This is a genomic window from Spirulina sp. CCY15215 (genome assembly GCF_016888125.1).
GTDB lineage: Bacteria > Cyanobacteriota > Cyanobacteriia > Cyanobacteriales > Spirulinaceae > CCY15215.
In genome coordinates, this window is record NZ_JACSWA010000524.1 from 1 (window position 1) to 23,679 (window position 23,679).

Here is a 23,679-nt window from a genome sequence, read left to right on the forward strand (position 1 = left end):
AGTTCAAGAATCTCCCGCTCTTCTTGGTCAGCATTCCCTTGCGCCTTTCGGCGACGCGGGGTCTGACCGCAGAACGCTAAAGCGTTTAGCGGTGAGAATATGTCAATTTCTGGGAACTTTAAAAAGCGCGATCGCTAATCGGGAAAAACATCTTCAAAATTGCCACTTCCCGCTTGAGAATTGATACGCAGCGTGGCGCGATCGCGGGATAAATCATAAGTTAAGGGGGCTGGACTTGCGGCTAAATTCGCTTTCCCTTCATTCACTAAAGCCTGAGTCGGATACTTAGTTGCAAAACTATTAAGCGCCTCAACTCGTTCCGGTGTGGCTGGGTGAGTCGTGCTTTCCGTGATACCCAAACGACCCAACACCGTCATGACCGTTTGACAGCCTTGAGGATTAAATCCCGCCCGCATCATATAGGTATAGCCGATTTCATCTGCTTCAAATTCTTGGTTGTGGTTGAGGGTTTGCCACTCTTCTGTAATTTGTGCTTCTTTTTCTGCGTAAATAGTATCAATACGTTCGATCGCTTTTTTGATGCGTCGCTCCCGATTACCTCGAAAAATTCCCCCCAGAGCATTGATTCCCGTACCGATCAAGCCGCCATTCCCGCCAAAGAGAGAGCTGGCAATGCTACCAGCACCGGATGTCACCCATTCTCCGGTATTTAATCCTTGCAGATCGTCTCGTAAATCCTCTTCTTCTGCGGTCACTTCTGCAACCGCTTCTGCACGGAATTCTTGCAAAATTCGTTCTCGTTCTGCACTACCAACGGCAATATGATTTTTGGTATGGTGTGCCATTTCATGACCGACTACGCAAGCGATCGCGTGGGGATCGCCATCAATCCGATCTAATAAGCCATTAAAGAAAGCAATGAGGTTCACGTCTGTCGCAAAGGCATTTACGTCATAGTCTCGAGCAACATGAAGCCGCCAAGGTAGATTATCTAATTGGTTGGCGCGGGCAATCCGTTCTAAAACTCGATAAAGTGCGTAATAATCTTCGGGAAGTTCTTGTTTGGCTTGTTCAAACAAGGCTTCTGGATTGGTAGATTGCTTTTGTGCGAGGAGAGTACCTGACTGAGTTTGAGGTTCGATAGATTTGGATTCGACAAACTTAATAGAGGTTGCATTTGCTAATCCTACGTCGATCGCTAAGAGGGAGAGAAAAGCTACTAAAAGAGATTTTACTTTCATGGTATTTAAGCGTGATTTACTTTCTAAGAGGAATTCTAACACAGCTTAGAAATTTTGCAATAGATCCGCAAAATCTCCATTAAAACCGCAACCAAACTCCCCCACCCAAACAGCAACAAAAGCTCCCCCCCCCAAGGCACAAAACGCAAAAGCGATCGCCTGTCCAAAACTGCACTGAGAACTTGACTCACTCCCTGAGCCAACATCGTATCGGTTATTTCCTCACCGTATGGCGTAGAAAAATGCGGCGAAACTCGTATCGATCGCATCATTAAACCAGCGACTCAAATGAACGGTTTTACGGGTTGATTTTGTTGCACTCAAATTATTTATCGAGCTTATCTCTATCTCGGCGATCGCTTGGCGGTTTTATGCAATTGGTACGAGTATTTTGGATGGAGGCGCGATCGCACTTTCAAGTTTTTAAAAACCTCAAATAAATTCCACACGATCGCTTATTTCTTCGGGTTCGAGGCATTCCCAAATTAAAACCAAAAATTGCAAAATTCCCCCAATCGAGCGACTATTCTGCTTGCAATAAATAATACCGGAGTGGTTGATTCCTGCATGATGAAGTCGTAAAAAATCGTCATCTTGTGTAAAAATCACTCGATTTTGGGATAATGCAAATTGCAATTGTTCTGCATCAGAAGTTCCCATGAGTCCTTGTTCTGGCGAGGTTGTTACGTCAATACCTCGCCGTCTGAGACCTTCTGCGATCGCGCCATTCACATTTTCATCTAAATGAAATCGAATCGTTTGTGGCATTGCAATTTTTCAATTTTTGTTGCAGGAGAGAAGGAGTTTTAGTTTTTAATTCTTCTGCAAATGCTTCTCCTTCTGCGATTTGCTGGCGAATTTCTTCGAGATGGTCGTGATAGTATGCCAAGGCTGCATAGACATCAGCTAAGGTGATACTGGGGTAATGATATGCGATCTCATCGGGACACATTCCTAGATATTCGTGCCAAATCGCAATATCTTGCACTTTGATTCGATGTCCTGCAATGCGTGGTTTTCCGCCACAAACGCCGGGAGTTATTGCAATATGTTCTGCGATTACCGATTGAATGGTCATGTCGCGTTTGTAATCTAATTGATTTATTTTATTATGACAGTTTTTTGTTTGGAGGCGCGATCGCTTTTTCGATCGCGGGTTTTATTCAATTGGTACGAGTATTTTGGATGGAGGTGCGATCGCTGGCTTGGGAAATCGAGATGGAGACGCGATCGGGCTTTCAAGTTTTTAAAAACCGCAAATTAATTCTACGCAATTGGAAAAATTGAAATTGGTATTATATTGAAACAGCAGCAGTACGATCCCTCGATGGAGCCGTTTTTGTCGGTTTGCCAATGATACATTGAACGGCGATCGTTTTTTCTTGATTGAGTGCAATGGTGAGAGATTCAAACTCTTCTCCAAGTTGTTCTTCTTCGATTGAATTTTTTATTTTTATATTCTTCAACAAAAGGCACGAGTCTATGCTATCTTCTGTTGTCATATATCGCAGTTGAGGTTCATAACCTATCTCTTTAATTTTGGCGATCGCATCTTCTGGGTTTATCCCTTCAAGGTAGCGCAAGTTTATAAATAAATATCCGTATCCCGTTGGAGGGAGTCCGATTTGAAATTGATTTAAGCCAATAAAGGATTTATTTTTCATGATTATTCCTCGAATGTTTCTTCATAAGAACGAAAATTGCAATACCATCTTCGAGAATGTTAATAATATCAAATCCGCATAAATACCATAATTCAAAATCTAAATACCATAATTCAAAATCTAAATACCATAATTCAAAATCTAGGGAGCGAGACGCTCCCACTACCGTAATATCCAAGGGTAGTAGTGCGGGCATCTTGCGCGCTTGTTATCCCCATTAACCGGGTTTGATATAAGATTATTTTAGCAAACGCGATCGCATTTGAATTCATTTTAGTGGTTTTTTTCAAGGAGGCGTTCACGAAGTGTCCCGTAGGGAATCGCTTGTTTGGGAAACAGAAATGGAGACGCGATCGGGCTTTCAAGTTTTTAAAAACCGCTTGAGGTGTTGGAATTGACGATGGGTGAAGGTGAGGAGAGGAGAATAAGAAAAACGAACGAACTGCGGATAAACGGGAATAAAAGGGTAGTTATTCCGACTGTAGCGCACAGCCAATCGTCGAGCAAGGGGAAAAATATCGTGTCGATAGATATCAATCTGCCAATTGTGGATTAATTTCTCCAAAATCTCTGGATTATCGATTTTTCCTAACGCATTGGCTGCACTAATTCTAACATACTCATCCGAGTGATTGAGAGCGGCAATTAAAGGCTCTACTGCTCTCTCATTGCCGATATTTCCTAACGCATTGGCTGCACTCCTTCTAACATACCAATCCGAGTCATTGAGAGCGGCAATTAAAGGCTCTACTGCTCTCTCATTGCTGATATTTCCTAACGCTTCGGCTGCACTCTTTCTAACAGACTCATCCGAGTCATTGAGAGCGGCAATTAAAGCCTCTACTGCTCTCTCATTGCCGATATTTCCTAACGCATCGGCTGCACTCTTTCTAACAGACTCATCCGAGTCATTGAGAGCGGCAATTAAAGGCTCTACTGCTCTCTCATTGCCGATATTTCCTAACGCTTTGGCTGCACTCTTTCTAACATACCAATCCGAGTCATTGAGAGTTGCAATTAAAGGCTCTACTGCTCTCTCATTGCCGATATTTCCTAACGCATCGGCTGCACTCATTCTAAACCACCCATTCGAGTCATTGAGAGCGGCAATTAAAAGCTCTACTGCTCTCTCATTGCCCATTTTTTCTAACGCATTGACTGCACTCCATCTAACAGGCTCATCCGAGTGATTGAGAGCGGCAATTAAAGGCTCTACTGCTCTCTCATTGCCCATTTTTTCTAACGCATTGGCTGCACTCATTCTAACAGACTCATCTGAGTGATTGAGAGCGGCAATTAAAGCCTCTACTGCTCTCTCATTGCCGATATTTCCTAACGCATAGGCTGCACTCATTCTAACAGACTCATCCGAGTCATTGAGAGCGGCAATTAAAACCTCTACTGCTCTCTCATTGCCCATTTTTTCTAACGCATCGGCTGCACTCATTCTAACAGACCCATCCGAGTGATTGAGAGCGGCAATTAAAGCCTCTACTGCTCTCTCATTGCCGATATTTCCTAACGCATAGGCTGCACTCCTTCTAACAGACTCATCCGAGTGATTGAGAGCGGCAATTAAAGGCTCTACTGCTCTCTCATTGCCCATTTTTCCTAACGCATCGGCTGCACTCATTCTAACAGACCCATCCGAGTCATTGAGAGCAGTAATTAAAAGTTCAATGATTTGTAAATGCTCTATTTTTCCCAAAGAAATCAGAACCGATCGAATAAATTTAGCATTACGATAAGAGTGCCAAAATCGAACGATTCGAGCAATGATTTTATCGATTAGAGGATGAGAGACATTTTTACATTCAACAATACACGATCCTGCTAATAACAATAGTGTTTTAAAAATATCATCTTTTTCTCGGAGAATTGACTGTAAAAGCGGGATCGAATCCTCTAGTAAACCCGCTACTAAACTAATCGTTTCGTGCCAATCATATTCCCAAAGATGTTCTTTAACTAAAGCAATACCTTGTTTTTGATTCTTAGCAATTTCACTTTTCAAATAAGCCGCCGTTAAATATTCCTGAAAAGTCCGATGGAGAAATAAATATTCATTCCCATCTCTCGATAACTTTTGAATGATTCCATCCTCCTCCGTCAACTCCTCCAATAAATCGGCAATTGTCACCTTTTGAAAATCGATCGCTTTCCCATCTTCCAGATATTCCCGCAAACTTTCCCGCACATCTTCCAACCGAAAAACCTCCTTATTTTGACAACTGATGCGATAGGCCAAAAACTCCAATAACTCAATTTTTGCCAATATCCAACCCTTTTTCTGTAACTTTCGTTCATTCTCCCGACTCCAATCCTTCAACATATAATTCACCGCTTGCTGATAGACTTGCGTGCGACGTGCCGGAAGAATCAATCCTTGCGTTTGATACAAACTGCATAATAACGACAACAATAAAGGATTCTGCACTAATCCTTGAATTTGCGGCTTTTGCTCCAACTCTGCTATCAATCCCTCCGCCGAAACTGTTTCATCTTGCAAATGTCCCTCAGCATTTTTAAACCAATATTCGATGTATTTTTGCGTCTGTTCTCGTCCAAAAGGAACGATTTCCAAATCCTTCCCACTATTGACAAAAGAACCATCATAACCCACAATCCGCGAAGTTAAAATAATCGCACAAGGACACTGTTTCGCAAACCCATTTAACCGTTCTTTTAAACCTAAACGCTGTTCCTTTGGCACTTCATCCAAAGCATCAAATAACAGCAAACAAGTCCCCGCTTTTAACTTCTCCCGCAACAACAATTCAAAACTAACTTGCCGATCCCAACTGTCCCACTGTTCCCCATATTCTTCTTTTAATAACTCAAAAATGCGCTCCAGAATTGTTTTTTTGCTCTCCGCTAACTTTGATAGGCGAAATAATAGCGGAATGATAATTTTTTCTGTTTTCTCATTGCCCTCTAACTGCTCCTTTGCGCGAGAAATAACCGTCAATGCTTCCTGTTTTAATAAAGTAGACTTTCCCATCCCCGGATCTGCAAGCACGACCATTCTTTGATGTTCTTTTCTCGCTTCCTGCCAATTAACCTGCGTTCTTTCTTTTTCCTGTCCCATCCCTTTTAACGCATAAATCCGTTGATTATCCATCTCGGATTCCGCATAACCTCTCATTGTTTCAAACTCATGCCTAAACTTCCGTTCTAGCGTCACCTGAATCTCAATATACTGCTCTTGCAATAAAATTCTTTCTTGAGGAACGTGAAACAAGCGCAAATATTTAACTTTCTCCTCAATCTCCTCTAAAAACTGACGGATAACTTGCTGCTTTGGCTCTAAATTTAGTTGCTCTAATTGCCTCGTAATATTGTCCCAACGGATGCAGTAAGTTTGACGATCGCCACTTTTATTACTGCATTGAATAATCCCCACAATACCGCCCAAATCTTCAGCAATTACAGCCCCTCCACTCGTTCCCGGTTCTACCTTTGTATCAATTTTGTGAGAAAGAAACTTCGCCCTCGGTTGAGGTAAAATATTCCAAGCGCGATCGCCTGTCACTGTCTTATTTTGATAAGTTTCCAATACATCTAATGTTGTACTGAGTTGAATATCTTGTCCTGATACCGGATAGCCTCCAGAAAAGTATTTCTTATCGGGAAACCCATAAATTGTAACGCTTGTCTCTAACTGCGAGGGATTGATAATCGGAACAGCGATCGCCTGTTGAACCTCAATTTTGAGAATCGCAATATCAACATCCGGATCCGAATATTCCTCACACCATTTCGCCTTATACGGTTTATCTTGATATTCAACCCAAAGACATTCCAACTGATAAACAACGTGATGACAGGTAATCAAATACCCGTCATCGCGAATGATAAATCCCGATCCCGCAGTCGATGCGCGATCGGGCAATGTTTCGGAGGGATCGCCCTTCAAAATCCTCACCATCGACTCTCGACAGTGATCGATGCTATAGTAAGCCATCAGCTAACCTCAAGCTATCTCAACTGTTATCGCTCAAATCCCATTCAATCGTCACTGCAACATTTGCTTGAGCAGTCCCCTTCGTCACGAAAGGAATCCCCATTTCGCCCCCCAATTGTAACCCAAATTCTAATGTGACCTTACTCGGTTTGATATCCTCACTTGCATCTTTAATACTTGAGAGAATTGTTTGCGAATAGACCTGCACCGTACTCGATAGCACTGATTTTAAGCGATCGGTACGCGCTTGAATATCATCAATAATATCCGATGCACCCACAGCCTGTAATTCATCACTGTCGAGTTCATCGTATTGAATATAGATTTCTTTTCCGTCAGGGGCTTTTATGGTAGTAACTTTTAATGACATAGTAGCGATCGCTTGTGAACTAATATTTTTACTATACGCGATCGCATCTCTCCATCCCTGAAATGCGATCGCGCTCCTCAAAAATTGCTAAAATAAGCAGTAAATAACCGGAAAATCCCACGATGTATGCAGTTATTTCCCCAAGCAAAACGCAAATCCCACCGGGTACCGTCGTCAAAATTCCCGGAACTTGGCAAGACTATAAAACACTGTGCGAGAGTCGAGATGATGGCTCAATTCCTCGGATTAAATATCGCCCTGGGGAAATTTTGCTCATGAGTCCAATGCCAAGACATGGACGAGAAGCCAATATTGTGGCTGATATCGTCAAAGTTTTACTCGACAGTCAAAATCGCGATTATGAGGCATTTACCCCTATTACCATCGAACTGCCAGAAGCAGGAGGAATAGAACCAGATTATTGCTTTTATATCGACAATTGGCAAGCAGCAGTAGGCAAAGATCGCATCAACTGGCAGATCGATCCACCTCCCGATTTAGTAATCGAAATCGATGTAACCAGTTATACTGCAGCCGAGGATTATCTCCCTTACAAAATCCCAGAAGTTTGGTTATTTAAAAACACCCGATCGCAAATTTATGTCCTAGAAAATGAGGCTTATTCCTTACGATCGCATAGCCGTTATTTTCCCGATCTCGATTTAGAAGCGATCGCCATTTCCGTCTTTCAAACTGCTGGCGATCGCGGCACCGGGACAGCGATTCGAGAATTGCGCCAACGTTTAAGTTAAAAATATTAGTATTTTAGTGAGCATGAAAACTTTAGTAAGTACAAAAGGAGAAAGATTAATCTTTCTCCTTTTAGTTTTAGTTTTAGCGTTCTTCTTCTTCCTTTTGTTCCGGGGCGCGACCGTACACTTCAGTTAACTTAGCAAGGCGATCGCCAATTTCAGAAGTCAATTGTTGGGAATTATAGCGCCAATCCCAATTTCCTTCGGCACGGCCAGGAAGATTCATGCGTCCTTCTTCTTCATTCAATCCCAAGAGGTCTTGAAGGGGAATAATGGCTAATTTAGCAACAGAAGATAAAGTTAAACGAATCATAGCCCAGTGAATCTCCTCCGTTGCTTCTCCCCCCAAATAGTCCCAAACACGCTGCTTTTCTTCCGGCGATCGCACCTCAAACCAACCTACCGTTGTATTATTATCGTGAGTTCCCGTATAAACAACACAATTATAAGGATAATTAAAAGGTAAGAACCCATTATCCGTTCCCGAATCAAAAGCAAAATGAAGGACTTTCATTCCAGGAAACTCAAAGCGATCGCGCAATTCTTCCACTCCTGGAGTAATGACACCCAAATCCTCTGCCACAATGGGTAACTCTCCTAAATCTTCCTTCAGAATCGTGAAAAATTCTCGTCCGGAGGCCTTCAGCCATTCCCCATTCGTGGCAACCTTTTCCCCTTGGGGTACTGCCCAATAAGCCTCAAAGCCGCGAAAATGGTCAATTCGCATCAGATCGACATAATTCAGCATTCCCTCAATACGCTTAACCCACCATTTAAACTTAGTTTCTTCTAATACCTTCCAGTTATAAACAGGATTGCCCCAGAGTTGTCCCGTTTCGCTGAAATAATCCGGTGGAACCCCAGCCATTAATTCCGCTTCTCCTGTTTCCTCATCCAAACGAAAAATCTCTGGATTTGCCCAAACATCGGCACTATCATGGGCAACATAAATGGGAATATCCCCAAAAATTTCCACGCCATTTTGATTGGCATATTCCTTCAAAGTAGACCATTGCCGGAAAAATTCCGATTGTACATATTGATGGAAAAAGATTTCCGGCTGCAATTGTTCCCGATAGGTGGCCAGGGTATCGCGATCGCGTTTCGCGAGTTTTTTGTTCCATTGATACCAACTTTTCCCTTGGAACTGTTCCTTAATTGCCATAAATAAGGCATAGTCGTTCAACCAATAAGCCTGTTTTTGACAAAAGATTTCAAAGGCTTGTACTTTTTCTGAAGTTGCGAGGGTGAAGAAATTTTGACTGGCTTTTCTTAACAGGGGCATTTTGCTGGCAATAACGCGATCGTAATCAACGCGATCGCCCTTAAACTCGGGTAAATTTGCCAAATCCGTCGCGCTTAACAGTCCCTCAGACTCAAGCCATTCCAAATTAATTAAAAGGGGATTTCCGGCCAAGGCAGAATAGGAAAGATAGGGAGAATTTCCATATCCCGTCGGTCCGATGGGTAAGATTTGCCACACCTGCTGCCCGCTTTCGACTAAGAAATCGATAAAACGATAGGCCTCTTGTCCTAAGTCCCCAATCCCAAAACGACCGGGGAGTGAGGTGGGATGCAGCAAAATTCCACTAGCGCGTCTCGATAAAGGCATATATTCAGTTATCAGTTATCAGTTATCAGTTATCAACAGATCGGAGAGAGGTAAATTCGTTTATTCCTTCCCCCAAACTCAATTATCAAGGGGGAGAAGACAATAGGCAATAGGCAATATTCATCCTTCATCATTCATCATATCCCCCTTATCCTTTCTTTAAAACGTCTTCAACCTCATCTTTAGTGAGAGGAGGAAAGAATAAATAGCCTTGACCGAATTCGCAGCCTAAATCTTTGAGTTGTATTAATTGTGCTTCGGTTTCAATACCTTCTGCGACGACATCCATGCCCAAGGCACGGGAGAGAGAGACGATCGCCTGAACGATTTCTAAGTTTGTGCCATTGGGTTTCATCCGCTTGACAAAAGAGCGATCGATTTTCAAGGTATTAACGGGAAAACGATGCAGGTAACTTAAGGAAGAATAACCGGTGCCAAAATCATCAATACAGAGTTGAATATCGCGATCGCGCAGGGCTAAAAGCATTTGTGTGGCTGCGTCAACGTTATCCATTAAGACACTTTCGGTAATTTCTAATTTCAGGGATGTTCCCTTTAGTCCCGTTTGCACCAAGGTCTGGTCAATGGTTTTGATGAAATCAGATTCGCGAATTTGTTTGCCAGAAAGATTAATATTCATGGTTAAAGATGAATAATAGGGAAATTGCTCGTGCCAAAGCTGAAGTTGTCGGGTTGCTTCTCGTAAAATCCAAGCACCAATAGCAACGATCTCTCCGGTTTCTTCGGCGATGGGAATGAATTTGACTGGGGAAATTAATCCTTTTTCGGGATGTTGCCAGCGTATCAGTGCTTCAAATCCGGTTAATTTTCCGGTTTTGAGGGAGATAATGGGTTGATAGCAAACAAATAATTCTTGTCGTTCTAGCGATCGCCGCAGGTGGGTTTCCAGTTCTAAACGGGCGAGGGCAGAGGCGTGCATATTGCTGTCGAAGATGGCGTAGCGCCCCTTACCGAGGGCTTTGGCGCGATACATGGCAGTATCGGCATCCCGCAGAAAATCTTCGGGGCGATCGTAAATAATGGCAGAACAAGAAGATGTCTCCTTTTCTCTACATTGCACGCGGGAGAACGCAACGCCGATACTGGTGTTGGTAAAAACTTCGTGACCGTCGAGATCGAAGGGCGATCGCAAACTATCAAGAATCATTTCGGTAATCTCAATGGCGGCTTGGGGATCTTGGAGTTCTTCGAGAAGAATGGTAAATTCGTCTCCCCCCAGTCTGGCTAAGGTATCGCTGGGACGCAAGCAACTTTCTAAACGCCGAGATAGTTGGATTAAGAGGCGATCGCCGAGGCTATGCCCCAAGCTGTCGTTAATGACTTTAAACCAGTCGAGGTCGAGGAAAAGAACGGCAAATAAATATCCGCCCCGACGGTTGGCGCGGCGCATGGTATGCCAGAGGCGATCGATAAATGAGGCGCGGTTGGGTAAGTCGGTGAGGGAGTCGTAAAAGGCGCTGTGGTGCAGTTTTTCTTCGGCTTGCTTGCGATCGGTGATATCGCTACTAATGCCATCAATACGGCTGGGTTTCCCATCTTCATCATGGACTAAACGGCTGCGACAGTGGAGCCAGCGCAGATCTCCTTGGGGGCGGAGAATACGGTATTCGATTTGTGCAGATCCGGTACTCATTAACACTTGCACTTGGCGTTTGACTCGCGCCCGATCTTCAAGGTGAACAATTTCAAACCAAAGATTGGGATTTTGGAAAAATTCGCTGACGGGACGACCGTAAATCGTTTCGGCGGCTTGATTGAGGTAAATGAGTAAAATACCCTCTGTCCCGTTTTCTGGGTCTTCTGGCAGGATGGCAGACCAAACCACATCTTCTATGGAGGTGAGGATGCCATCGAGTCGCCGTTCGCTAATATGTAAGGCTTCTTCTGCCCGTTTGCGATCGCTAATATCAACTAATTGTCCGAGGAAGTGACTGGGAATTGCGCGATCGTCTTTAATGAGAACGACTTGCAGGAGGGCGCAAACTATATGTTTATCTTTGGCGAGGAAGCGTTTTTCGATTTGAAAGCGATCGATTTCTCCCAGTAATAGTTTTTGATTGATGGCGAGATCCGCCTGGCGATCGTCGGGATGGGTTAATTCTTTTTGGTTTTTGTGTAAGAGTTCCCTTCGGGAATAGCCCAAAGCGTTGCAGATGGCTTGATTGACTTGTAAATAATCGCCGTCGAGACTGATAATAAACATTCCAATGGGGGCGAGTTCAAAGGTGAGGCGAAATTGTTCTTCGCTTTTTCGCAGGGCGGTTTCGACTTGGTGGCGATCGGTGATGTCGGTTTGAACGGTGATATAGTGGGTCAGATAGCCTTGAAGATCGAGGACGGGGGCAAGATGGAATTCACTCCAAAAGGGAATGCCATCGCGACGATAGTTTTTGATGACGGCATGATACTCGAGTCCGCAAAGTTGCGCGTGGAGAATCTCTTGTTGAATCTCCGGATCGGCTTGTTCTCCGTAGATGGTAAAACTGCTTTGACCGACAATTTCCTCGGCTTTATATCCTGTGAGTTTTTCAAAGCTGGGATTAACGTAAATGAGGGGAATATCGTTGGCGATCGCCTCGCTAATGGAAATACTATTACTATTGGCATCGATGGCGCGTTTGAAGAGATTGAGTTGAATCAGTCGTTCCTGTTGTTGGACAGCAGCAGCGATAATCTGGCTGACGGTTTGCAGAAATTCGAGGTCTTCTTGGGTAAATTGCCGCGATCGGTTTGAGTAAGTTCCTAACATTCCATAGCAATTTTCTCCTTGAGGAATAAGAAGATTTGCACCACTGATAATTTTGTGGTTATGCAGTAAAGGGGAAGCATGAAAGCGTGTTTCAATGCGGAGATCGTCAAAAACGATGGGGTTTTTCTCTTTGAGGGTATATCCCGTTAAAGAGGTTGCAGAAATCCAAATTTTGGCATAACCGATGAATTTGGCTGGCCAGCCAATCCCTGCTTTGAGCAGAAAAGAACTTTCATTCCCAAGAAGTTCAAAAAGGCCAACAAATTCGAGTTCTAATGTCTCGGCGATTAAATTAACGGCTTTCTGGAGAAAAATATCAAAGTCTGTTTCTTTTAAGCTCAATTGACTAAGATTAGCAATAGCTGATTGATAGCGGAGGCGATGATTGAGTTTGGTTAAAGTAATCTCGTTTAGCTTTGTCAAAGCAGCAAGGTTTTTTCGGAGTTCTAAAATTTCCCCAGATTCCGAGGTTTTTTCTTGACTTTTTGTCTTTTTTATGAATAGATTTTTAAGATAAATATTCTTTTTTTTTCTGAAGAGAATTACCATAGCCAACACGAAAACACTCAATATCAAGAGCATAAACGGTTCTTGCGCCTGGTTTAGGGTAGATAATTGTAAAGTTTTAATCTCAAATAAAGTTAATATTTTTCTGTTCTCAACTAGGGCAATAATGCTGGGAAAAAGAGAGAGTGTAATGCAGTCAGGGTTTAGCTGTGAAGGAATATATTCTCCGCGATCGCCGATGGGGATCGCGGAGAATATACTGATTTTTGAGCTTTTCTCGGTCTGTTCTTGCTTTTTACATCTTTGCGATCGGGCAAACTGTTTCATCAAATCGATCTGGAGTTTGAGATGCAAGCCTTTTTTTCGCTGCTTGCTATTTTTCTCTATTTTAGGGTATTGAGTTACGAATTATAAAGATACAATTAAAAAAGTTCAACGGTATAGAAATATGAAGAAAATTAAACCGATAACTTTGGCGGAGTTAAAACCCAGAATACCTGCTCGTGTGGCTAATATTGTAGATTGTGGAGAAAATACAACCTTAGAGAGATTTCCTCAGCGCTTGGAAGCAATGGGAGTTGTGCGCGATCGCCCCATTGAGGTTCTCCGTCAAGCCCAATTTGGCGGGTTACTGCACATTCGCGTCGGCACAACCACAGAACTTGCAATCCGGCGACAGGAGGCTCAATATATAACAGTTATACCGATTGAGGGGACTCAGAGCAAATGAAGAGAATTGCCTTACTCGGAATGCCAAATACGGGCAAATCGACCTTTTTTAATCGTATTACGGGAATGTCTGCGAGTGTCGGAAATTGGCCGGGAATTACGGTGGATTTATTACAAGCAAGGGTAAAGATCGATCATGAGGAAATGGAAATTGTCGATCTTCCTGGTATTTACGATCTCCAAGGAATAGCAGATGATGAAAAGATTGTCCGCAATTTTCTGGAAAACTATGCGATCGATCTAGTGATTATTGTTTTAAATGCCTCCCAGATCGATCGCCAAATTCGTTTACCTTTACAACTCAACTCTTTGGGTTTGTCCGCCATTTTGCTGTTAAATATGGCAGATGAGGCAGAAGGATATGGAATTTGCATCGATACCAAACAATTAACAGAACAATTGTCAATGCCGACGTTTCTAATTAGTGCAAAGCATGGGCAAGGTTATCTAAAAGCCTACGCAGCAATTAGTAAAAAGTTATCAGAAAATATTGTTTCTATTTCGCCTCAAACTTTAGCAATGCAGTTAGATAAAAGTGGTGATATTCCCCCCAGTGCGATCGCGGAAATTCTCGATGCTGCCGTAGAAATTCCCGCCCAAATCAGTATAACTTGGACGGAACGCATCGATCGCCTTCTTTTGCATCCGATTTTGGGATTACCGTTATTTTTTGGGGGAATGTTTGCTGTATTTTGGCTCATTTGGGCGATCGGTTTGCCTTCTCAAGATATTGTTAAAAATTTGGCAGAGTGGTTCTTGAAAAATTGCCTTGCACCGGCGATCGCGCCTTTTCCCGATCTTGTTCGGGATTTTGTTATTAATGGGTTATGGAATGGGATCTCAACTGTTGCTTCTTTTGTTCCTTTGATCGTGCTTTTCTTTATTATCATGGCAGTTTTAGAAGATAGCGGCTATTTATCTCGATCTGCTTATTTAATGGATGGAATCATGGCACGTTTGGGCTTAGATGGGCGTAGTTTTGTCATGCAAATGATGGGATTTGGTTGTAATGTTCCGGCATTAATGGGAACGCGAGTGATGCGATCGCAATCTTTACGTTTGTTGACTATGTTAACTATTCCTTTTTCTCTTTGTTCGGCACGTTTACAAGTATTTGTTTTTATTATTGTCGCTACGTTTCCCAATGGGAATGGGGCTTTAGTTTTATTTTCTCTTTATTTATTAAGTTTTGTAGCGGCGATCGCAACGGCAGCTATTTTTCAAGGTACATTTCCCAATGATGAACCCTTTGTTTTAGAACTTCCTCCCTATCGTTTTCCTACCTGGAAACAAGTCGCTTTGAGAGGATGGGGAGAAGTACGCACCTTCTTATCTCGTGCTTCCGGTTTTATTACCTTTGGTTGCATTGCTGTTTGGCTGATTACCAGTTTACCCGTTGGTGCAGTAGGATTAGAGACAATTGGCGGTCATATTGGCACATTTTTGAGTCCAATTATGCAGCCCATCGGCATCGATCCTTATTTAACCTTAGCGTTAATTTTTGGCTTTATAGCGAAAGAAATCGTAATTGGTTCTTTAGCTGTTATTTATGGTTTAGGTGCGATCGGAGTTGGCGATCGCCTTACGGAAACAGTGACATTTACCCAAGGCTATAGTTTTTGTATTTTTTGTTTGTTGTATACCCCTTGTCTAACCACAATTGTAACATTATTTAATGAGACAAAATCTTGGAGATTTACCTTACTTTCTTTAGTATATTCCCTAGGGTTGGCATGGTTAGCGAGTTTCCTATTTTATCAAGGTGTACAACTGCTAGAATTACTATAAAATTAAGACAATTTTTCAATTAGAAACTCATGTCAGAACACCAAAAATATACTCTCGTTACCCGCAGCGATTTTGACGGGCTGGTTTGTGCAGTTTTGTTAAAAGATATTGACTTAATTGACAAGATCGAGTTTGTTCATCCTAAAGATATGCAGGATGGCAAAATCGAGATCAGCGATCGCCACATTACCACCAATTTACCCTATGTCGAAGGCGCATATTTAGCATTCGATCACCATTTGAGCGAGACAATCAGAAATGCAGAAATTCAGCCCAATCATATTATCGATCCCGATGCCCCCTCTGCTGCTAGAGTAGTTTACAATTATTATGGCGGCTCTGAAAAATTCCCCAATATCTCTCAAGAAATGCTGGCAGCAGTCGATAAAGCAGACTCAGCCCAATTTAATCGAGAAGAGATTTTAAACCCTCAAGATTGGGTGCTTTTAAACTTCTTAATGGATGCCCGCACAGGGCTAGGGCGATTCAAGAATTTCCGTATTTCTAATTATCAGTTAATGATGGAATTAATCGATTATTGCAAAAACCATTCTATTGCAGAAATTTTGAATATTGAAGATGTAAAAGAAAGACGAGATTTTTATTTAGAACAATCAGAAAAGTTTAAAGAACAACTCGAACGCTGCGGAAAAACTTATGATAATCTTGTAGTTTTAGACCTCAAAGAAGAAGAAACAATCTATCCAGGTAATCGCTTTTTAGTCTATGCTTTATATCCCGAATGTAACATTTCTATACATATTATGTGGGGCTTGAAAAAACAAAATACCGTCTTTGCCGTGGGTAAATCTATTCTCAATAAAACCGCAGGGGTTAATATTGGCAAACTAATGTTAGAATATGGGGGCGGTGGACACGCCAATGCAGGCACTTGTCAAGTGGAAAACGATCGCGCTTCAGCAGTCTTTCAAGAGTTAGTGCAGAAAATTACAGGTTCATAAAAGGGGTGTATCTCAATTATGGTTTGTGGATTAATTGCTGGAACAACTTATCCTTTCCGCACATTGAAGATTTTTTGGCGATCGCCTTCTCTTCTGCGCTTTCTTATTATTCCCATTTCCGTTAACATTCTTGTTGGGATTTTACTCTATACGAGTCTCTTATTTCCTGCATGGAATGGTTTTGATGCGCTAACTTTAAGCATTGATATGAGAGTCGATCGCTTAATCGCCGATCTGCCTGCTTGGTTAGGATTTCTCGACGATATAATTATTGCATTTACTTATTTACTGCGCTTTCTTTTATTGGTGGGATTGTTTTTAGTCACGGGATTTTTTCTCTTACAATTCGGAACGCTTTTAGGTGCGCCCTGGTATGGAAAACTCTCAGAAGAAATGGAAAAGTTTCGCTTGGGAGAAGCAAAAACCATAGAAGTCGGATTAATTCGCGATATTGGGCGTGCAATTCTGTTTGAAATCAAAAAAGTGATTCTCTGGTTAGTAATTGCTATTCCCTTATTATTATTAAATATAGTCCCTTGGGTAGGTTCATTAGCGATCGCCCTTCTTTGGATTGCCTTAACTGCGGCGATCGCCGGGTTAGACTTCCTCGACGGTCCTTCCGAACGCCGTCGCTTGAAATTTCGTCAAAAATTAGGGATTCTTATCCAAACTTTCCCCGCCAGTGCCAGTTTTAGTTTAGTTTGTTGCGGACTGATTAGCATTCCTTTTGTTAATCTATTTACCGTACCGCTTTGCGTTGCTTCTGGGACATTATTTTGGTGCGATCGCGTTTTGCCCAAATTAGAACATTGAAGCAAATGGAAACTAAATCGAGAAAAAATCAGTCGGTCATTGAGAGTTAAAGATAAAGTTAAAGGGTGGAGTATCGATCGCTGTCCCTCGAGACAATTGAGGTTAAAATGAATAACAATCAATCAGAATTCCGTCGCGCTTCAACAGAAGCCTTTGAACAATCCCTCGATGCCCTAGGAGATTTACTGCAACCTTTAGAGGAAGACGAGGAAGAAGACGAGGAAATCTCCATTCCTCCTCAACCCGATGCCAAACCCGATGATTTCGACGCTATAGGGGTAGATATCAAAGCATTGTTTTCTGAAGACAATAAGGAAGAATAGGCACGGGGAGAATTGAATTTATGCTTGCTTTTTTCTCATTCTCCTTTGCCGGTGTGCTTCATAGAGGAGAAGTGCCGCAGCCACAGAAACATTGAGAGATTCGACCCCTGCCGAGAGAGGAATGGAGACTTGGCGATCGCTTAAGGCCATTGCTTCTGGGGACAGTCCAGACCCTTCATTGCCCAAAAGAATGATGCTGGGTTGCTGCCAGTCTACCTCCCAATAAGTGAGGGACGATCGCGGGGTAGTCGCGACAATTTGTAAACCGCGATCGCGGTATTCCCCTAGGGTTTGTAAGAAACCTTCACTCACTTCAATAGGCAGGCGAAACCATGCCCCCGTAGAGGCTCTCAGGGTTTTGGGGTTATCTGCCTCGACACTATCAGCACTTAACCATAATCCCTCAGCCCCTGCTGCAACTGCGGTTCTAACAATTGTGCCTAGATTACCGGGATCTTGCAAGCGCTCTAAAAATACGCCTAAAGTGAGGTTTTTAGAACAAGTTGCCCGAACGGGCTGACGAGGAATAGCGGCGATAATACCATCGGGGTTAACTGTGGTGGCGATCGCCTTTAAGACTTCCGGGGTGACTATTTCCACCCTTTCAGCGCGTTGAGAGAGTTCTGACCATAATTTAATATAGCGCGATCGCCAAGCCAGAGTACAGCAAACTAACGCGATCGGGCTATTAGTTTCACAGGCTGCTTCTAGTAATTTTGTTCCTTCTAACAAGCACAAATTCTGTTCTCGTCTTGCTTTAGGATGACGCAATTTTTTTAACCTTTTAACTAAAGGGTTTTGTACGCTAGAGATCATCTATTTTAATTACTTAATTAAACAAATTTATGGACAAATTCGCCAATTAAATCGATGCGTCCTTTACGCAATACAGCCGGATCGAGACGCTTAGTTGTATTACAGGTTAATAAAACCACTAATTTCTGTTGGTTTTGGGGGCGAGATTCATCCACGACACTGCGATATAATGTCCCATCTAATAAACTTAAAATATGCTCGGTTTTATTACTATTTTGAGCGGGAAGACTACCCCGATCTTGCGCCAGATTATCAGCTTCATTGACAATCAAGCAAATTCTTTCTAAATAACTCGGTGGGACAAAATTTTCGATCGCATCATGATCGAGAATAAAAACAGTATAACCCAACGGCACTAAAATTTCCTTGGCTACGGCTTGAGTCCAGACGGTTTTTCCCGTTCCCGGTTCTCCTTGGGCTAAAACCGCTAGGCGATCGCAGGTTAGAATTTGCTGTTGTACGGTGTCGGTAAAGTCTTGAATATCTTTGGGAAAGGAACGAATTGAATATTCGCTTTGCACTTGTCCAACTCGACTCTGATAGCCACTGAGAACAACTGCTAAATTATAGGTTGCTTTATTTACCAAGGGCGTAATATCTTTAGCCATTAATACATAAGTCCGTCGTCCTCTTTCGTAGGAATAAACCTCTAACCAAACTTGATATTTTTCCCAGTAAACGTAAATTGTGCCTAAAACTTCCAATCGTTCCCAATTAACAAAGCGTTCCACAGGATAGTAAAAGTAACGCTCTAAATAATATTGCAAAATGGTATTGGGTTGACCTAATAAATCTAAGATTTTAAATAGGGTGATTTCTTGCAGGCGATTGAGGGCATAATCGATGGGAATACTATAACGATTCACCATTTGCACTACAGGAGTTTCTACGCTTAAAACTTCTCCGTGACGATTATCGGGAAAAGGGGGTGCAGGGGTAATATATTCCCAGAATTCGTTAAATTGACTGTGGGTTTTTTCGGAAAATAAGTTGAGTATATTTGCCCACCACGCATAGTTATTCCGTCCAACAGCATCGGCGAGATCGCTGGCACAATCTAAGGATTTTTGAGCAACTTCCCAAGGATCGTTTTGAACTAAATAAAAGAAAAAATTAAGATCAAAATTGCGTTCTAAAGGTCGCCATCCTGACCCCAATAATCCCTGGCTTTGCTGTTGATTATTCTGATTATTCTCGTCTTGCCAATATCCTGAATTCATATTCATTAAAATTGCAATGTTTTACAATTTGATTAAGTATTCTGCGGGAACGCGATCGACTAACCAAACACCATTCTGAGAACAATAAAAAACATAAGCTGCTTCAGACATCGCGACGGTATTCACTTGAAAAATAACGGGTTTTCCATGACGCTGACCTACTTTTTTGGCTGTGGTGCGATCGCTGCATAAATGTACGTGATGACGAGACATTTTTAACAGTCCATCCTTGAGAATAGCAGCGACGGCTTTGTGTCCCGTACCATGATAAAGTACCTCGGGTGGAGTTTGGGGTATTAATTCTAGATCGACTTCAACGCTATGCCCTTGATTGGCTCGAATTTTACGTCCATCCTCATTGAAAGAAAAGCGTTTTTTGTCATTGCGATCGACCACTTCTTCTAACTCGACGGGTTGAATGACAAATTGATTTTGACGACAAGCAGCTAGGAGTTGAGTCACTTCCACCCAACCCCCCGTTTCCAGTTCCAAACCCAGTTCATCAGGATGATGTCGCAGATGATAACTTAAATATTTACTGATTTTTCGCAGACGAGATTCACTCAGCACGATCTTTCTTTTCTTGAATGTCGTATTACATTATAATACAATCTCCAAGGAAAGGCATTTCATTTTTTCGCCGCTATTTTCATGGCTTTCTCTTCCAAATAAGTATCAATAGAAATCGCTTCCGAACCACCTCGGGAAAGTAACTCTAACATCGAACCTAATTGCAACCACATTAAAAGAGCCGTAGGTAAGACAACAAACAAGGCGATTCCACCAGCGAATAAGTAACCAATTTGAAAAACTGAAAGACATTCTCCTACAAAAAAGGTGAGAAAAAAAGTTAGTCCTAAGTAGGCAATGAGCATTTGAGGCTTTTTGTAGTCAATTTTGGCCTGAGTTTGACGATTTTTTGCCCAAAAGTCTACTTGATATTCCAACATATCTTTAAACACGAATCCAAGGGCGATCGCAAAAAAAGTCGTTAGCAAAATAGCGCTACTAATTGCAGGTAAAGAGTGAGCTTGAGGCAACATAAAAGAGCTTTAAGAATTGTAAAGTTTTATTATAACGTGAAAAAAGAAGGAAAATGAGAGATAAGGGAAGAATTCCTCCTATCCCCTTATTTCTGATTGGTAACTGATAAACGGATTATTTCAGTTTTTGCTTGATAAAGGTAATTAATTTGGTCATTTGTTGTTTGAGGGTATTAATTTCCTTTTGCATCTTGGCCATTTGCAGTTTCAGATCTTCGATTTCTGCATTAGAAACCGTCGCCCCAGATGCAACATTTTGAGATGCAGCCGCAACAGTAGCGGCGGGTTTCGCTTCAGTAACAGGCTGTTCTTTTTTATGGATTCTTGACTTCTGAATTGCGTCTTTAATCGCTTCAGATAACTGTTTTTTTTCAAAAGGTTTTTCAACGAAAGCAAAATACTGAAATGGTTCCGGCAATTTTTCCGTTACCTCTTCCTTGCGCCCTGACATTAACATTAGGGGAATAAAGCGCAATTTTGCATCTTTCTGAATTTCTTGATAGACTTCCCAACCGCTTTTTTTAGGGAGCAAAAAATCCAGCATAATTAAAGTCGGATTAGATTGGCGGACTAATTCTAATCCTTCCTTACCATCTTTCGCTTCAATCACTTCCACGTTACCCACAGGAAGCATATCTTTAACCATGCGTCGGATAACCCGGCTGTCATCAATAACGAGGATCTTTTGACTGGCCACAACTGACTCCTTGAGAGGCGAATAAGCAGACAAACTGATGTTAACTCAGTTTAGCCTATGGGAAAAGAGTGGGAGGCAGATGCTGGGGATTTAATGGGGTAATTCTGTGCTAATTCTGAGAATCTTGGGGGAGGGGAAGCCTTTGCAGTCTACAATAGAGGCAAATAGACGCGAATTTGACTGCCATGCCCGATCGCCCTGAAATCCCCGCTACTATTAAACAATGGCGAGAGGAAATTACTGCTCTCCCGCCTTGGCTGCGTCGTCCCTTGGGGGCGGCCAGTGAAATTTCCACTGTACAAAGAATTATTAAGCAGCGACAGATCCACACCATTTGCGAGGAAGGGCGATGTCCCAACCGAGGGGAGTGTTACGCTCAGAAAACGGCGACATTTTTGTTGATGGGACAGACTTGCACTCGTGCTTGTGCTTTTTGTTTGGTGGATAAGGGACGCGCGCCGATGCCTTTAGATGGGGAAGAACCTGGCAAGGTGGCGGAGGCGATCGCCTTATTGGGGCTGCGTTATGCGGTTCTCACTTCCGTGGCGCGGGACGATCTGCCCGATGGGGGGTCAGGATTTTTTGTGAAGACCATGACCGCTATTCGCCAACTCAACCCAGGGACGCAAATTGAGGTTCTCACGCCGGATTTTTGGGGGGGAAAAGGGGGTAAAGAGGCGCAACGGGAACGAGTGGGGGAGGTCGCGAGGGCTAAACCTGCCTGTTATAACCACAATATCGAAACGGTGGAGCGCTTACAAGCCCCGGTGCGTCGGGGGGCGAAGTACGATCGCTCTTTGGTGGTATTGCAGTGGGTTAAGGAGGTTGATGAGACGATCCCGACCAAATCTGGTTTAATGTTGGGGCATGGGGAAACCGAGGGGGAAATAGTGCAAACCATGCAGGATTTACGGGCTGTGGGCTGCGATCGCCTGACTTTAGGGCAGTATATGCGCCCCTCTTTGGAGCATTTACCCGTCCGCAAATATTGGACTCCCGAGGAGTTCGATCGCTTGGGTGAAATAGCTTGTTCTTTGGGTTTTTCTCACGTGCGTTCTGCTCCTTTGGTTCGCAGTTCTTATCATGCAGGAATTGAGAATTAATAATGCAAAGTCAAATTGTTTTTATTCTGAAAATTATTCTGCTTTCGGGGATAATTTCAGCATTGATTAAATATGTTGCTCCTTATTTGGCGATCGCGCCGACTTCTCTCAATGCGGCGATCGCGATCTTAGTTCCCCCCATTGTTTTAGGGAGTTTATTATTGTGGCGCGATCGCTTGTCGGAGTAAATTCGCGAGAATAGCATCATCTTGAATGCCATTGACGGTTTCAATCAGGACTTCGGGGACCATTTCAAAGCGCACTTGCAGCACGGAAATGATATCTTCTTGGCGACCTTGTTGCAGTCCTTTCTCAATGCCCAAACGCTCTACACTGGTAATGTACGGCATTTTGTTTTCCTCCTCATAACGATAGATTTCGCGGGTAAAATTTTCTTCTAGGGAAAAAGACTGTAACCCCGATTGTGTCGTTGTAGAACAGATGATTGCTAACGAAAAATAAGGGATTGTAACAATTTTCTCTGCTTAATGAATAGTCCCTGCCTGGGACGGGAGGGGGATTTAAGGAAGGAGGATTTAGGGGGATGGCACCTTGGGGGTTATATCAAATCCTAATAATAGGTCATAATTTCAGGGTGCAAGCATTGCACCCCTACCCCCTAAACCCAACTGTAGTGGGAGCGTCTCGCTCCCTAGATTTTAATGATAGTATTCATTCTGAAAATTACACTCACCATAACAACTAAAAAATATTATCTCCGAATAGTTATAAAGAAATATTACAAAAACAAACAACCTAATTTTCAGTAATTATACTGGAAAACGAAGTAATAGCCGGTTTCTCCAATCGTGAAACAACTCAAACTGCCAAAACTCCTGTCTCTCCTCCTCCTAACCGGGTTAATTGCAGCAAAACCCCTCACCGCCCAGGCGCAAACATCAATAACAGCAGCCCCCGACGGCACCGGGACAATAATCAACTACAACGGCAACACCTACCATATTAACGGCGGCACCCAAGCCGGAGCCAATTTATTCCACTCCTTCCAAGAATTCGGCTTAAACCCCCAAGAAATCGCCAACTTTCTCTCAAATCCCAACATCCTCAACGTCGTGGGAAGAGTCACAGGAGGAAACCCCAGCATTATCCAAGGACTCATCCAACTCACAGGAGGCAACTCAAACCTATTCCTGATGAACCCCTCGGGATGGGTCTTCACCCAAGGGGCAAGTTTGGACGTACCCGGCAGTTTTGGAGCCACCACCGCCACCAGAATCGGCTTTGGGAATAACTACTTCAACGCCTACGGAGACAACAACTACAGCACCTTAATCGGTAGCCCGACAAGTTTAATATTTGACCAGAATAACCCCAGTTGGATCG

25 protein-coding genes are annotated in these 23,679 nt (G+C 42.8%); 10 read left to right on the forward strand and 15 right to left on the reverse strand.

The genetic code is table 11. From position 1 onward, the window contains the following. Positions 1–134: 134 nt before the first annotated feature. The 3 genes from JUI58_RS17840 to JUI58_RS17850 form a co-directional block, all read right to left on the reverse strand. Positions 135–1,202 (reverse strand): M48 family metallopeptidase, encoded by a 1,068-nt coding sequence (locus tag JUI58_RS17840; protein ID WP_204105156.1) that lies wholly within the window; start codon positions 1,200–1,202, stop codon positions 135–137. Positions 1,203–1,634: 432 nt separating this feature from the next. Beyond that, positions 1,635–1,970: a DUF5615 family PIN-like protein gene (locus JUI58_RS17845; protein WP_204105157.1), complete on the reverse strand. Its 336-nt coding sequence runs from the start codon at positions 1,968–1,970 to the stop codon at positions 1,635–1,637. Continuing rightward, positions 1,939–2,280, reverse strand: a complete 342-nt coding sequence (locus JUI58_RS17850) for a DUF433 domain-containing protein (protein ID WP_204105158.1) — start codon at positions 2,278–2,280, stop codon at positions 1,939–1,941. Before JUI58_RS17850 ends, JUI58_RS17845 begins: the two co-directional genes overlap by 32 nt. On the opposite strand from JUI58_RS17850, the gene JUI58_RS17855 reads away from it, so the two are divergent. Beyond that, a complete protein-coding gene (locus tag JUI58_RS17855; RefSeq protein WP_204105180.1) occupies positions 2,214–2,489 on the forward strand; it encodes a hypothetical protein in 276 nt (91 codons plus the stop codon). The two genes, JUI58_RS17850 and JUI58_RS17855, sit on opposite strands and share 67 nt — an antisense overlap. 8 nt (positions 2,490–2,497) lie before the next feature. Here JUI58_RS17855 and JUI58_RS17860 read toward each other — a convergent pair whose 3' ends face one another. The 4 genes from JUI58_RS17860 to JUI58_RS17875 all read right to left on the reverse strand — a co-directional run bounded on the left by JUI58_RS17860 (position 2,498) and on the right by JUI58_RS17875 (position 7,281). Continuing rightward, positions 2,498–2,866, reverse strand: a complete 369-nt coding sequence (locus JUI58_RS17860) for a hypothetical protein (RefSeq protein ID WP_204105159.1) — start codon at positions 2,864–2,866, stop codon at positions 2,498–2,500. After that, positions 2,856–3,062, reverse strand: coding sequence for a hypothetical protein (locus tag JUI58_RS17865; protein WP_204105160.1), 207 nt, complete (start codon positions 3,060–3,062; stop codon positions 2,856–2,858). Before JUI58_RS17865 ends, JUI58_RS17860 begins: the two co-directional genes overlap by 11 nt. Before the next feature lie 165 nt (positions 3,063–3,227). Next, a complete protein-coding gene (locus JUI58_RS17870) occupies positions 3,228–6,830 on the reverse strand; it encodes a HEAT repeat domain-containing protein (protein ID WP_204105161.1) in 3,603 nt (1,200 codons plus the stop codon). Positions 6,831–6,849: 19 nt separating this feature from the next. Then, positions 6,850–7,281: a CU044_2847 family protein gene (locus JUI58_RS17875; protein WP_204105162.1), complete on the reverse strand. Its 432-nt coding sequence runs from the start codon at positions 7,279–7,281 to the stop codon at positions 6,850–6,852. A gap of 41 nt (positions 7,282–7,322) precedes the next feature. Here JUI58_RS17875 and JUI58_RS17880 point away from each other — a divergent pair, with 41 nt between their 5' ends. After that, the gene (locus JUI58_RS17880) at positions 7,323–7,952 is read left to right on the forward strand and encodes a Uma2 family endonuclease (protein WP_204105163.1); all 630 of its coding nucleotides are present in this window, start codon (positions 7,323–7,325) and stop codon (positions 7,950–7,952) included. Between the two features lie 82 nt (positions 7,953–8,034). Here the strand turns inward: JUI58_RS17880 and malQ are convergent, their stop codons facing one another. Continuing rightward, positions 8,035–9,564, reverse strand: a complete 1,530-nt coding sequence (malQ, locus tag JUI58_RS17885; protein WP_204105164.1) for a 4-alpha-glucanotransferase — start codon at positions 9,562–9,564, stop codon at positions 8,035–8,037. Positions 9,565–9,712: 148 nt separating this feature from the next. After that, positions 9,713–13,168, reverse strand: coding sequence for an EAL domain-containing protein (locus JUI58_RS17890; RefSeq protein WP_204105165.1), 3,456 nt, complete (start codon positions 13,166–13,168; stop codon positions 9,713–9,715). A gap of 121 nt (positions 13,169–13,289) precedes the next feature. Between JUI58_RS17890 and JUI58_RS17895 the strand changes: the two genes are divergently transcribed. The 5 genes from JUI58_RS17895 to JUI58_RS17915 all read left to right on the forward strand — a co-directional run bounded on the left by JUI58_RS17895 (position 13,290) and on the right by JUI58_RS17915 (position 17,456). Next, entirely contained in the window at positions 13,290–13,571 is a 282-nt protein-coding gene (locus JUI58_RS17895; protein WP_204105166.1) for a FeoA family protein, read from the forward strand. Continuing rightward, on the forward strand, positions 13,568–15,358 hold the full coding sequence (gene feoB / locus JUI58_RS17900; RefSeq protein WP_204105167.1) for a ferrous iron transport protein B: 1,791 nt from the start codon (positions 13,568–13,570) through the stop codon (positions 15,356–15,358). Before JUI58_RS17895 ends, feoB begins: the two co-directional genes overlap by 4 nt. 29 nt (positions 15,359–15,387) lie before the next feature. After that, a complete protein-coding gene (locus JUI58_RS17905; protein ID WP_204105168.1) occupies positions 15,388–16,320 on the forward strand; it encodes an exopolyphosphatase in 933 nt (310 codons plus the stop codon). Positions 16,321–16,338: 18 nt separating this feature from the next. Then, the gene (locus JUI58_RS17910; RefSeq protein ID WP_204105169.1) at positions 16,339–17,133 is read left to right on the forward strand and encodes an EI24 domain-containing protein; all 795 of its coding nucleotides are present in this window, start codon (positions 16,339–16,341) and stop codon (positions 17,131–17,133) included. 107 nt (positions 17,134–17,240) lie between these two features. After that, positions 17,241–17,456 (forward strand): hypothetical protein, encoded by a 216-nt coding sequence (locus JUI58_RS17915; protein ID WP_204105170.1) that lies wholly within the window; start codon positions 17,241–17,243, stop codon positions 17,454–17,456. Positions 17,457–17,474: 18 nt separating this feature from the next. Here JUI58_RS17915 and JUI58_RS17920 read toward each other — a convergent pair whose 3' ends face one another. The 5 genes from JUI58_RS17920 to JUI58_RS17940 form a co-directional block, all read right to left on the reverse strand. Continuing rightward, a complete protein-coding gene (locus JUI58_RS17920) occupies positions 17,475–18,272 on the reverse strand; it encodes an RNA methyltransferase (RefSeq protein ID WP_204105171.1) in 798 nt (265 codons plus the stop codon). Positions 18,273–18,289: 17 nt separating this feature from the next. Then, positions 18,290–19,492 (reverse strand): AAA family ATPase, encoded by a 1,203-nt coding sequence (locus JUI58_RS17925; protein ID WP_204105177.1) that lies wholly within the window; start codon positions 19,490–19,492, stop codon positions 18,290–18,292. 21 nt (positions 19,493–19,513) lie between these two features. Continuing rightward, positions 19,514–20,059, reverse strand: coding sequence for an RNA 2'-phosphotransferase (locus tag JUI58_RS17930; protein WP_239121559.1), 546 nt, complete (start codon positions 20,057–20,059; stop codon positions 19,514–19,516). A 62-nt stretch (positions 20,060–20,121) separates the two neighbouring features. After that, a complete protein-coding gene (locus tag JUI58_RS17935) occupies positions 20,122–20,535 on the reverse strand; it encodes a hypothetical protein (protein WP_204105173.1) in 414 nt (137 codons plus the stop codon). 115 nt (positions 20,536–20,650) lie between these two features. Continuing rightward, positions 20,651–21,232 (reverse strand): response regulator, encoded by a 582-nt coding sequence (locus JUI58_RS17940; RefSeq protein ID WP_348539920.1) that lies wholly within the window; start codon positions 21,230–21,232, stop codon positions 20,651–20,653. A 185-nt stretch (positions 21,233–21,417) separates the two neighbouring features. Between JUI58_RS17940 and lipA the strand changes: the two genes are divergently transcribed. Together lipA and JUI58_RS17950 are read left to right on the forward strand one after the other, a co-directional pair. After that, the gene (gene lipA, locus JUI58_RS17945; protein WP_204105174.1) at positions 21,418–22,335 is read left to right on the forward strand and encodes a lipoyl synthase; all 918 of its coding nucleotides are present in this window, start codon (positions 21,418–21,420) and stop codon (positions 22,333–22,335) included. Between the two features lie 2 nt (positions 22,336–22,337). Further along, positions 22,338–22,523, forward strand: coding sequence for a hypothetical protein (locus JUI58_RS17950; protein WP_204105175.1), 186 nt, complete (start codon positions 22,338–22,340; stop codon positions 22,521–22,523). Here JUI58_RS17950 and JUI58_RS17955 read toward each other — a convergent pair. Next, a complete protein-coding gene (locus JUI58_RS17955; RefSeq protein WP_239121558.1) occupies positions 22,494–22,685 on the reverse strand; it encodes a hypothetical protein in 192 nt (63 codons plus the stop codon). The genes JUI58_RS17950 and JUI58_RS17955 overlap by 30 nt on opposite strands. Positions 22,686–23,144: 459 nt before the next feature. Between JUI58_RS17955 and JUI58_RS17960 the strand changes: the two genes are divergently transcribed. Further along, on the forward strand, positions 23,145–23,679 hold a 535-nt coding region (locus JUI58_RS17960; RefSeq protein ID WP_204105176.1), incomplete at its 3' end, for a filamentous hemagglutinin N-terminal domain-containing protein.